The sequence below is a fragment of the Skermanella sp. genome (assembly GCF_059503625.1).
On record NZ_JCACHA010000766.1, the window covers coordinates 1 to 9,973 of the forward strand.

11 protein-coding genes, 1 tRNA gene and 1 riboswitch are annotated in these 9,973 nt (G+C 56.4%); of the genes, 7 read left to right on the plus strand and 5 right to left on the minus strand.

The window, feature by feature from the left end; translation table 11 throughout:
- The first annotated feature begins 233 nt into the window (after positions 1 to 233).
- From AC5JJ6_RS26650 to AC5JJ6_RS26665, 4 genes are all read left to right on the plus strand, one after another.
- The gene (locus AC5JJ6_RS26650; protein ID WP_496044972.1) at positions 234 to 395 is read left to right on the plus strand and encodes a hypothetical protein; all 162 of its coding nucleotides are present in this window, start codon (positions 234 to 236) and stop codon (positions 393 to 395) included.
- A 603-nt stretch (positions 396 to 998) separates the two neighbouring features.
- Complete coding sequence (locus AC5JJ6_RS26655) at positions 999 to 1,670, plus strand: hypothetical protein (RefSeq protein WP_496044973.1); 672 nt, start codon at positions 999 to 1,001, stop codon at positions 1,668 to 1,670.
- Between the two features lie 638 nt (positions 1,671 to 2,308).
- Positions 2,309 to 2,476: a hypothetical protein gene (locus AC5JJ6_RS26660; protein WP_496044974.1), complete on the plus strand. Its 168-nt coding sequence runs from the start codon at positions 2,309 to 2,311 to the stop codon at positions 2,474 to 2,476.
- Positions 2,477 to 2,677: 201 nt separating this feature from the next.
- Positions 2,678 to 3,115: a response regulator gene (locus AC5JJ6_RS26665; protein ID WP_496044975.1), complete on the plus strand. Its 438-nt coding sequence runs from the start codon at positions 2,678 to 2,680 to the stop codon at positions 3,113 to 3,115.
- Positions 3,116 to 3,155: 40 nt separating this feature from the next.
- Here AC5JJ6_RS26665 and AC5JJ6_RS26670 read toward each other — a convergent pair whose 3' ends face one another.
- The 5 genes from AC5JJ6_RS26670 to AC5JJ6_RS26690 form a co-directional block, all read right to left on the minus strand.
- A complete protein-coding gene (locus tag AC5JJ6_RS26670; RefSeq protein WP_496044976.1) occupies positions 3,156 to 3,686 on the minus strand; it encodes a PAS domain-containing protein in 531 nt (176 codons plus the stop codon).
- A 796-nt stretch (positions 3,687 to 4,482) separates the two neighbouring features.
- Positions 4,483 to 4,920, minus strand: a complete 438-nt coding sequence (locus AC5JJ6_RS26675) for a response regulator (protein ID WP_496044977.1) — start codon at positions 4,918 to 4,920, stop codon at positions 4,483 to 4,485.
- A gap of 69 nt (positions 4,921 to 4,989) precedes the next feature.
- Positions 4,990 to 5,550: a BRO-N domain-containing protein gene (locus AC5JJ6_RS26680; RefSeq protein ID WP_496044978.1), complete on the minus strand. Its 561-nt coding sequence runs from the start codon at positions 5,548 to 5,550 to the stop codon at positions 4,990 to 4,992.
- A 713-nt stretch (positions 5,551 to 6,263) separates the two neighbouring features.
- Positions 6,264 to 6,599 carry a hypothetical protein gene (locus AC5JJ6_RS26685; protein ID WP_496044979.1) on the minus strand — a complete coding sequence of 112 codons (336 nt, stop codon included), beginning with the start codon at positions 6,597 to 6,599 and terminating at the stop codon, positions 6,264 to 6,266.
- A gap of 348 nt (positions 6,600 to 6,947) precedes the next feature.
- Positions 6,948 to 7,022 (minus strand) — tRNA-Gln (locus AC5JJ6_RS26690).
- A gap of 145 nt (positions 7,023 to 7,167) precedes the next feature.
- Positions 7,168 to 7,243, plus strand: a riboswitch (SAM riboswitch).
- Positions 7,244 to 7,291: 48 nt separating this feature from the next.
- Here AC5JJ6_RS26690 and AC5JJ6_RS26695 point away from each other — a divergent pair.
- The 3 genes from AC5JJ6_RS26695 (at position 7,292) to AC5JJ6_RS26705 (ending at position 9,882) form a co-directional block, all read left to right on the plus strand.
- Positions 7,292 to 8,353 carry a methionine ABC transporter ATP-binding protein gene (locus AC5JJ6_RS26695; protein WP_496044980.1) on the plus strand — a complete coding sequence of 354 codons (1,062 nt, stop codon included), beginning with the start codon at positions 7,292 to 7,294 and terminating at the stop codon, positions 8,351 to 8,353.
- A complete protein-coding gene (locus AC5JJ6_RS26700) occupies positions 8,322 to 8,987 on the plus strand; it encodes a methionine ABC transporter permease (protein ID WP_496044981.1) in 666 nt (221 codons plus the stop codon). The genes AC5JJ6_RS26695 and AC5JJ6_RS26700 overlap by 32 nt, the downstream gene beginning before the upstream one ends.
- An 85-nt stretch (positions 8,988 to 9,072) precedes the next feature.
- Positions 9,073 to 9,882, plus strand: a complete 810-nt coding sequence (locus AC5JJ6_RS26705) for a MetQ/NlpA family ABC transporter substrate-binding protein (RefSeq protein WP_496044982.1) — start codon at positions 9,073 to 9,075, stop codon at positions 9,880 to 9,882.
- Positions 9,883 to 9,973 lie beyond the last annotated feature (91 nt).

Consider the following 9,973-nt stretch of genomic DNA (forward strand, 5'->3'; position numbering starts at 1 on the left):
TCCAGGACCCCTAAGTACGGACAAAGCAATGACTGAGAATGATATCGAACAGGTGAAGGCAATCCTCCAGCGCCTTCAGCCTGACGTGAAGACCTTGCTGGACCTCTTGCCACCATCGGACTCCCGAGGGTGCTTCAGGTCAGCCTGGAGAAGACTTAATCGGGCCTCCATCAGCGGCGAGGTCTTTGGTTCCAACCATCACGTAGCCAATAAGGGCTCCGGAGGACACAGACATGGAAGAACAGAAGCAGAATGCTAGAGGTAAACTAAAGGCCGCTGAGATCAAATCCATCTTATCTCTACCTCCGAACATGGCACCTCAGGATGCCATAGCGTTCCTGATTGGCAGGCTTTCAGGGAAGATTGACGCTGCACTGATACTGACGGGAAGGTGACTTAAGGTTCACCTGAACGGACCAATCAATTATTACCATCTTTGTCCGAACCAAGGCTGTGGCCTGAGGTCTGTCTGGTGTCCTGAGGGGCGTAGCCCTCGGGTTGCTCAGGGATGGAGACGGTGGTGGTTGTTTCCTAGGTGCCCTTCAAGGCTCCTTAACTGTGTCCGGATATAGTTGTAGTTGGTGACCTTAAGTCCCTACTGCTCTCCAGTTCTCAGGGGTCAGGCCCTTAGCCCTTATATAACTTACAAGTATACTTTTCTCAGATCAACTGACCTCACTGATCCGTTGGTTCCGAAGCTCTAGGGTCCCTATTCACCCTATATAACTTACAAGTATACTTTTTCCGCCCAACCCTCTTAACAGAAGCACTCTTTAGCCCTAACAGGCGAGAGACAATGAAAACTCATGCCCGCTTTATTCAACGATGCTGCCTACGTCCTGGACACTTCTGTCCGTACTCAGGTCAAGCGGCTGATAGGCTCTAAGGTGACCTTGGTTGCCATCATAAAGAAGCTCCGTGACGTAGCGCCTGAGGCCGTTATGGCCGCCTACGATGACCTAATCATGAACAATGCCGATCATTAGAGGATTGAAACAATGGAACTTAAGACCCTACGACTTGCCATCGCTACCGCTATCGTTGATGGTCATGACCTTGAATACCTTCAGGATCGCCTGTTCCGAGAAGACCCTGAGGAAGTCAGAAAAGCTTACGAGGAGATCCGGGAAAATCGCCTGGACATTAACAGTACGATGGCAGTCCGCAAGGCTCCGAACGACCGTATCAAGGCTCCTATCTTGGTTCGGAACAAGAACGGCAAGACCATCTCTCAAATAGCTAATGATCTCCAGATGAACAAGGCCACCTTAGTCTCTCTTTTGGAGCACCATGGCTACCTTGAGCTTCGCCCCTGTGGCGGTCAACAGTCCCGGTACTTGGTGTCAGACACAGCATTCCACGCTGAACGTGGCCACAACGTCACCCCCTCGAACCGGATAGGTCACCTTGAGGGCTTCAATAGGTCCGCAATGTTCCCCGTGTTCTATGAGGATGCCTTGGAGAAGATCCTATGGACTCTGGATTACCAGGGCATCAAGGATGCAGTAGAGGCGCTGGGGGCCAAGAAGGAGAAGCTAAGACACCTCTTGGAAAACCACGGCTACCTACCTGATGAGGAGATAGCTGGTATCGCGGGATACACAAGAGTGGGAGTTATCAAGGCCAGAAATACAAGGAATGCGCTGGTGATCTCTGGACAAGCCGCGTAGTCCAACGCCCTAGGTCCCCAATATAACTCACGAGTAACATTTTCTCCCTCCGGGCCATCAGGTGCCCGAGCGAGCCATTCCCCTCCAATCAATCACAGGCACGGCGATGAGCCCCCGAGAACACCCCTCGGAAGCCATTGCTGTGTCCATTTTACACATAAGGAATATGTAGTATGGCAAAATTTCAAGATTTAACTGGGTGTACTTTCGGTAAGTGGACGGTTTTCAGTAGGGCTCCAAGCAATCGCTCAGGGCAGGCAAAATGGCATTGCCGCTGCGCCTGTGGGAATGAGAAGGAGGTGTTCGCGGCTAACTTGCGGAACGGCAAGTCTAAGGGCTGCCAGCGCTGTGCCCTCAAGACTCACGGCCATACCCAGAACCCCCTTTACCAGTCGTGGTACCAGATGATTGACCGATGCACGAACCCAGCATCCAGGAGCTTCATCGATTACGGAGCCAAGGGCATCCGGGTGTGTCCGCGTTGGACCCATCCTGAAGACGGCTTCCCCAATTTCTTCCAGGACGTTGGGGAGCGCCCTGAGGGGTGTAGCCTTGACCGTATCCACAACGACGAAGGCTATTATCCTGGTAACGTCCGTTGGGCGTCAAAGGCAACTCAGGCGCGGAACAGAGCGAACGTGAAGCTGACCGTGGAGGCTGTTGGTCAGATCAAGGCGCGATTGTTGGCAGGAGTTACCGGAGGAGTGAAGGCGCTGGCCGCTGAGTTTGGCGTCTCCACCGGCATCATCAGCACCATCAAGTCCGGCAAATGCTGGGCTGACGTTCCCTGTGCCGCCACCGCATAGAAAACCATTCACCACAGACCGATTGCACCCCTGCTGTGTTCCCGAGGTTTTCCCTCAGGTTCATGGTGGGGGATTTTTCGAGGGTCAGTAGGTCATCTACTCAAAAGCACAGGCTAACCACCCCCTATATAACTTACCGCGTAACAATTTCTTAACCTGCTCAGACGCAGTGTTCTCTCCCCGTTCTCAAGGTCGCGCCCGATGTTTGTTGACGTAAACCACGCTTCCAGAGGAGAAGCCTTCGCTGATGCCCGCATTCTGATATGCGAAGACAATCATTTGATTGCCATGGGATGGGCGACAATCCTGACCGACGCAGGCTATACGGTGGTAGGCCCCGCCTATAGCGGTGAGAAGGCGCTAGAGACAGCCTACGGGCACCTACCCGATGTGGCGCTGATCGATATCGGACTGGGAGGACCCATCGACGGGATTTCCGTAGCCGCCGAGCTGGCCCCCTTGGGCACATCAGTCATCTTCATCACCGCTGATTACCAGAGGGCGGCTGTGGAGGGGCGGGAGTTCGCTGCCGATATCCTTATCAAGCCGGTTTCGGAGACTACAGTTCTGCACTCGGTTGCCGATGCCGTTCAGCGCAAGCAGGTGGCTAGAAGATCTCTGCTGTCCGCCTGCGGCTAACACGTAGCTCTACGTTGGTTCAACAGCTTGCCAAAAGTCCTCATGGGGTTGATGGAGACTTTCCAAGACCTTCATTTAGCCCTCGTAAAGTGAGGATACCTATGATGTGCGATACTGTCTGGCCATCAAGAGATAATGGGCAATCCAATCCTTCAAACATAACTTGATGACTCTTATGGTATAATGCTCTGCCTTCACATTTAAATGGGATCTTTTGCTGAACGACAAGGCTATAGTGCATGTGTAATACTTTGATATGATCACGTTCATCATCATGGCGGATGATACTTCCGACACGACCCGCCTCAACAGAGGCACGCGCGTTCTCACCAACAATCCGAGTAACGAAATTTCCATCGCTCTGAACGTCAACTAGAAAAATGTCTGGTGTGGCGTCAAAATGCTCAAGAATATCAAAGCATGATTTTAAAGGTATTTGCCCTTGATGTTCGCGCCACCACCATTCGCACAGCTTTTTTGCTTGGGGAGACCAAAGCGTCTCTTCTGGACCACATGGTATATCCATTTGCTCCCACAAGTCGGTAAGAACGCTCGTTCGATAGGTGAACATGATGAGACTGGCAGTGCCTAAAAAAGTTACTGAGTTGTTAACAGCCTTTACGCTTGAGGAGCCTTAGTCAACAAAGATCATAAGCGACTGACCAGTAGGTGCTGGGTGTGATAAATGACCGATGATATTTACTTTAAATCATGCCGAGACGCTAATGGGATCGTCATACGCTTCTCAGTGGCTACCTTCTCCAGTTTCCTTTCAGCCACCTCAGCCTCAGGACCCTCAGCGTTGTAATGGGCTATGAGGCCTCGAAGCTTGGTGAGTTCATCGGACTTGATGGGAAGAAGTGCCGCCGCTTGAACCTAAAGCGGCTTCGGCTTTCCACGCGGTTCCCGAACACCCAAAAGGCTCTCAGGGTCAGCCGACACCACCACATCCCTAGAGCCACACTGACCGCAACGAAACTGCAAGGCGCTCACCGCCATGTCCCCTCCCATGAACTTGAGGGTATCCGCTGGGCTGAACCGGCCTTGGTGACCACAGGGGCCACAGGTCACCAGAATGAGGGCCTTCAGCTTGATGAGGTCGCTGAGTCGGTCAGTACGCTTGAAGCCCATGGATGCCTTGGAATGTTCCTGATGCGTTCTCAGGAGGCTGCAGGGTTCCTTGGGGATGACAAGGGAGATCAGCGACAATCATGACCTTGATCAGAAAGGGAACTTTGGGTGGTGTGGGCTAGGGTTGTTTCGAGAATGTTCCTGAGGTCCTTAGGCGTCCAAAGGATTGGAACGAATCAGGGACATGTGGCAACCAGAGGCGTTCTGCACGGTCAGTGTCCAGGATGCCGGGTGAATCACTCAGACAGACCGCTCCTACCTGCGCCAGTTTCTTGCCTTTGCTGAAGGGCAACGGTAACAGCGGTGAGGATGGTACTCTCCAATACAGGCTTGATCAAAATGTCAGTGGCAAGTTCACGCCCTTCTGTGACTGCCCTCTTATGATAAGCGGTAACGAAAATGATCAACACACCAAGAGGCGCTAATTCTGTGGCGACCGAAATACCGTCGATGGTTTCGCCTAAGTGAATATCAATAAGAGCCAAATCCGGAAGGTTCTGATAAGCCATCTCAAGCGCCTCCTCGGCACTATAAGCGGGACCGACTACGCTATATCCAGCTTTGTCCAAGATCGCTGCCCACCCTACGGCAATCAAGTGGCTGTCCTCACATATCAGAATACGAGAGTTGCCATTGGGTTTCCTGTCGGGTGTGGGTGTCGCCGTAAGGGACATGAGGAGCGGCCTTCCGAACGAGTATGAACAGTAGACCTACTTTGTTACTAGGGGCTCGCTGTCGAAGGTCTAAATTGTATTAATACATATAGTCTGGTTCTCTTCCACCAGTTCCTCAGTCTTGGCCTCCAGGGCCTTGGCCTCAGCGGCCTCCTTTCCAGCCTTGAGGCGTTCCACCTTGGCCTGGAGGAGCCCGTAGGCCTTCAGGATCAACTCTTCCTCATTCATCTCGCCAGTGGCTACCTTCTCCTCACCCATGACATACATCCCGTCCTTGCGGATTATGGGCAGCACGTCCTTGGTCACCCAGTCCTGAAAGGGCCTAGCTAGGGGCTTGTTGGACCGCATGACCAGTTTGTAAAGACCAGACTCCGAAATAAGGATCATAGCGGTATTGGCCCTGAAGCCTCCGGGACCTTTTGCCTCCATATCGGATATGGCCCCAAACTCACTAAGCTTCCGGGTCTGTTTCTCGCCTACACCTAGCTTGCTGATTGCCATGGAAACGTCATAGGAGCGTCCAAAGACGCGGCACACGTCAGCAGCCACGAACCAGAGGCCGCCATCAATGGTAACCATGCGGATTGTGGTCTGGGTCTGAGGGAAGGTGTAGGTGGTCAGTGCGTTCATTGGGATCTCCTGTTGAGGCTGTTTGGTTGCTGTAGAGGACCCATGAGGACCTCCGAACTAGACACCAACGCTAAAACCTCCACAAGAAGCCAATAAAACTCAGACGTGGACATTCTACATAAAGAGTTCCTTACATCATAATCCCAAATCCTCGCACCCATATCATCCGTTTTCTTGAGATTTTCTATTGACTCCCTAAGGATGGCTGGTCCTTTATACCGGCAGATCTATGGAGACGACCATGATAACCATCATCGAAACCGACACCACAGAAATCACTTTGACGATAAAGTCCGAAAGGCGGACATGCATTGATGACGATGGGCGTCCTCAGGAGGCGGGTGCCCCTACGGACGGTCCTGTTGCTACGGACGAGATGCCTACTGGTGTCGATGAGCAGGCCCATGAAGACGCTGCTACGGACTTGGAGAGCGCCCGAAGGCTATGGACAACAGCAGAGAAGGAACGGCTGAAGGATTTACAGAGATTGGGCCATAGCCAAGTAGCCATAGCCCGAATGATGGGGCGGAGCAAAAAGGCCATCAAATCCCAGTTAAAGAGACTGGGGCTGCCCACATCTCGTCGATACTCTACCCAGCCTAGGAAGCGAGGGCCCAATGCTAACCCCTAAGCCGTCTACTCCCACCTAGATCCACCGCATAACCCATTATGTTCCCCTAAGGCCTTTGGAGTTCATAGCGGGCTGGTGCCCCTCAGACGGCAGTAGCTTGGAGTTCACCCATAGTGCTTCTCCGCTGAGTTGCCAATTCCAAAAGATGTTTGCCGAAGGCCTCAAGCACCGGAGAGGAGAGAGGTGCCATATCATCGGTCACATAAACATCCTCCCGAAGAACCACATCCGGAGCCGCCTGCATCAACCTCTTGGCGCGGAATGGTCCCACCGTTTCATCGCAGAACATGGCGGTTCCCAGGATGATGCCACGGGTGACCTCATCGGGATCATTGGGGTCAGCTAGGACACGATGAAGCTCCTGTAGGAGCGTACAGGTTGAAATGGCCGCGCGTTCAAGCTTACAATCCTGGCTCATGGCTACCTCCGGTCAGGCAAAGGCTGCCTGTGATGTTGCATGATCCGCCATCCTGGTAGCAGGCGCAGTGAGTTGGCTCACACCCTCAGGTTTAATCGGGTTCCCTGGGCCTGAAGGGTTAAGGCTGTAACCTTACGATAGCCAATGGTTCGCTCCTTACCAGTTCGCAGGAACCCCCATAGCCTGTCACATTTCCCAGAGGTTCCTGAGGGTCAAGGCGGGTTCTTTTTTGTCGGACCTGAGGCGGGTGACTGGGGGCGTGAGGTGACACAAAGCGTGTGACACACCGCCTCTAGGGTCACTCAGCAACCCATTGAAAAGACTAGTTTTTATCCGATGGGATTAAGTTGGTTGGGGCGGGAGGATTCGAACCTCCGCATGGCGGTACCAAAAACCGCTGCCTTACCGCTTGGCGACGCCCCAGCCTTGAGGTGCGCGGAACATAGCCACAAAAATACGGCGCTGCAAGCGCGGGCTTTACCCTTCCGCGTTTTGCGCCGGTTTGCATAAACTACAGGGCTGACCGCTGGGAAAATCCAATTGACGCGGTGCAGCGTGTGATTATATAGCAATTCACAGCGCCGATTTGAGCACCGGCTTGCGGGCGCTTTATAAATGCAGCTAAAGAGCGTGGCAATCCGCCCGGCGATGCTGCTGTTGGCGGATTTTTGTTTAGTCGAGGGTATGTGGCGATGATCGAATTTCACGGCGTCGAAAAGGAGTTTCCCGGACGCGGTGGCGGAGCGGCGGTAAAGGCGCTCGACGGGATCGACCTTAACATCGGACGCGGAGAGATCTTCGGGATCATCGGCCGCAGCGGGGCGGGCAAAAGCACGCTGATCCGTGTCGTGAACATGCTGGAACGGCCCACATCCGGGCGCATCACCGTCGACGGCGTCGATATGGGCGCGCTGGACGCCGCCGGATTGCGCGCCGCCCGGCGCGGCATCGGCATGATCTTCCAGCACTTCAACCTGCTGTCCTCCCGCACCGTCTACGACAACGTGGCGCTGCCGCTGGAACTCGCCGGCTTGAAACGGTCCGAGATCAGGGCCAAGGTCGAATCCCTGCTGGACCTCGTCGGCCTCAACGACAAGCGCGACCGCTATCCGGCCGAACTCAGCGGCGGGCAGAAGCAGCGCGTCGGCATCGCCCGCGCGCTGTCCAGCGAGCCGAAGGTCCTGCTGTGCGACGAAGCGACCTCCGCCCTCGATCCGGAAACGACGACATCGATCCTGCGCCTGCTGGCCGACATCAACGCCAAGCTCGGCCTGACCATCGTCCTGATCACCCACGAGATGGCCGTCATCAAGGAGATCTGCCACCGCGTGGCCGTGATGGAAGCAGGCCGCGTCATCGAGCAGGGCGACGTGTTCGACGTCTTCACGGCGCCCAAGCATCCGACCACGCGGAGCTTCGTGTCTTCCGTCGTCGGCGCCGAACTGCCGGATACCCTGGTCGAGCGGCTGTCGGCGGAGCCGCTGGCCGGCGGCAATCCTGTTCTGCGCATCACCTTCAAGGGCGCGCTCGCCAACACGCCCATCATCAGCCAGTTGACCCGGCGCTTCGGGCTGGACCTCAACATCCTGCACGGCAGGATCGACCACATCCAGGGCGCTCCGTTCGGGACGCTGGTGGTCGAAGCCGTCGGCAGCGCCGAGGCCGTCCAGGCGGCCATCGCATTCATCAACGTCAATAATCTGTCAGTAGAGGTGCTCGGCCATGTCCCAGCAAATCTTCGAGCTGTTGGTTAACGCAACCATCGAAACGCTCTATATGGTCGGTCTGGCCGGGCTGCTGGGGACGCTGATGGGCCTGCCGCTCGGCGTCCTGCTGGCGACCAGCGGCCGGGGCGAGTTGCTCCAGAACCTGACGTTCAACCGGGTCGCCGGCTTGCTCGTCAACGCTACCCGCTCCACCCCGTTCATCATCCTGGTGGTCGCGATCATCCCCTTCACGCGGCTGATCGCCGGGACGTCGATCGGCACCACGGCGGCCATCGTGCCGCTGACGGTCGCCGCCGTCCCGTTCATCGCCCGTCTGGTGGAGGGCGCCATCCGGGAAGTCGACCACGGCCTGATCGAGGCCGCCCATACGATGGGCGCCACGCCGATGCAGATCATCACCAAGATCCTGCTGCCGGAAGCGCTGCCCGCCATCGTCCTGGGCCTGACGCTCGCCGCCGTCAGCCTGATCGGCTATTCGGCCATGGTCGGCGCCGTCGGCGGCGGGGGCTTGGGCGACCTTGGGATCCGCTACGGCTACCAGCGCTTCCTGCCCGAAGTCATGGCCGCCGTCGTTCTGGTGCTGATCGTCCTGGTCCAGCTTGTCCAGAGCCTGGGCGAGTGGATCGCCCGCCGGGTCAACAAGCGCTCCATCGCCTCCTGATCCTGCGCCTCCTGATCCTGCGCCTCCTGATCCCCTTCGCGCACGATACCGATAGCAACACTGTCTTGAGAGAAGACCAACCATCATGAATATCCTGTCCGCCAAGACCCTTGCAGGCCGCGTCGGCGCCGCCCTGGTCGGCGTCGCCGTGATCGCCCTGGCCGGTGCAGCCTCCGCCGAGACCATCCGGATCGGCGTTTCGGCCGGTCCGCACGCCCAGATCCTCGATGCCGTGAAGCCGATCGCCGCCAAGCAGGGCCTCGACATCAAGATCATCGAGTTCACCGACTACGTGATCCCGAACGCAGCATTGGCGTCCGGCGAGATCGAAGCGAACTCCTTCCAGCACCAGCCCTATCTGGACAATCAGGTCCAGGATCGCGGCCTCAAGCTGGTGTCGGTCGGCAAGACCGTTGTCTTCCCGATGGGGATCTACTCGAAGAAGGTGAAGAACCTTTCCGAACTATCGAACGGCGCCTCGATCGCTGTTCCGAACGACCCGACCAACGGCGGCCGGGCGCTTCTCCTGCTTCAGGACCAAGGCCTGATCAAGCTGAGCCCGGAAGCCGGGCTGAAGGCGACCCCGATCGACATCACCGAGAACCCCAAGAAGCTCCGTATCGTCGAGCTGGACGCGGCACAGCTTCCCCGCTCGCTCGGCGACGTGGATGCGGCGGCGGTCAACACCAACTACGCGATCGAGGCGGGGCTCAACCCGCTGACCGACGCCATCGCCCGCGAAAGCGCCGAATCGCCCTATACCAACGTGATTGCGGTGCGCGAGGTGGACAAGGACAAGCCCTGGGTCAAGCAGCTTGTCGAATCCTACCACTCGCCCGAGGTCAAGCAGTTCGTGACCGAGAAGTTCAAGGGCGCCGTCGTCACCGGCTGGTAAGACCGGGGCAAATCCACCAATCCGAAGGCCGTGCCCCCTCAGATCCGCCGGGTCACGGCCTTCAGGATATAGACCGCGTCCACGGCACCTG

Bases quoted from the DNA above. Each gene is read 5' to 3' on its own strand.
- AC5JJ6_RS26650 (WP_496044972.1), top strand. From the start codon at position 234: ATGGAAGAACAGAAGCAGAATGCTAGAGGTAAACTAAAGGCCGCTGAG.
- AC5JJ6_RS26655 (WP_496044973.1), top strand. From the start codon at position 999: ATGGAACTTAAGACCCTACGACTTGCCATCGCTACCGCTATCGTTGAT.
- AC5JJ6_RS26665 (WP_496044975.1), top strand. From the start codon at position 2,678: ATGTTTGTTGACGTAAACCACGCTTCCAGAGGAGAAGCCTTCGCTGAT.
- AC5JJ6_RS26670 (WP_496044976.1), bottom strand. From the start codon at position 3,686: ATGTTCACCTATCGAACGAGCGTTCTTACCGACTTGTGGGAGCAAATG.
- AC5JJ6_RS26675 (WP_496044977.1), bottom strand. From the start codon at position 4,920: ATGTCCCTTACGGCGACACCCACACCCGACAGGAAACCCAATGGCAAC.
- AC5JJ6_RS26680 (WP_496044978.1), bottom strand. From the start codon at position 5,550: ATGAACGCACTGACCACCTACACCTTCCCTCAGACCCAGACCACAATC.
- AC5JJ6_RS26685 (WP_496044979.1), bottom strand. From the start codon at position 6,599: ATGAGCCAGGATTGTAAGCTTGAACGCGCGGCCATTTCAACCTGTACG.
- AC5JJ6_RS26695 (WP_496044980.1), top strand. From the start codon at position 7,292: ATGATCGAATTTCACGGCGTCGAAAAGGAGTTTCCCGGACGCGGTGGC.
- AC5JJ6_RS26700 (WP_496044981.1), top strand. From the start codon at position 8,322: ATGTCCCAGCAAATCTTCGAGCTGTTGGTTAACGCAACCATCGAAACG.
- AC5JJ6_RS26705 (WP_496044982.1), top strand. From the start codon at position 9,073: ATGAATATCCTGTCCGCCAAGACCCTTGCAGGCCGCGTCGGCGCCGCC.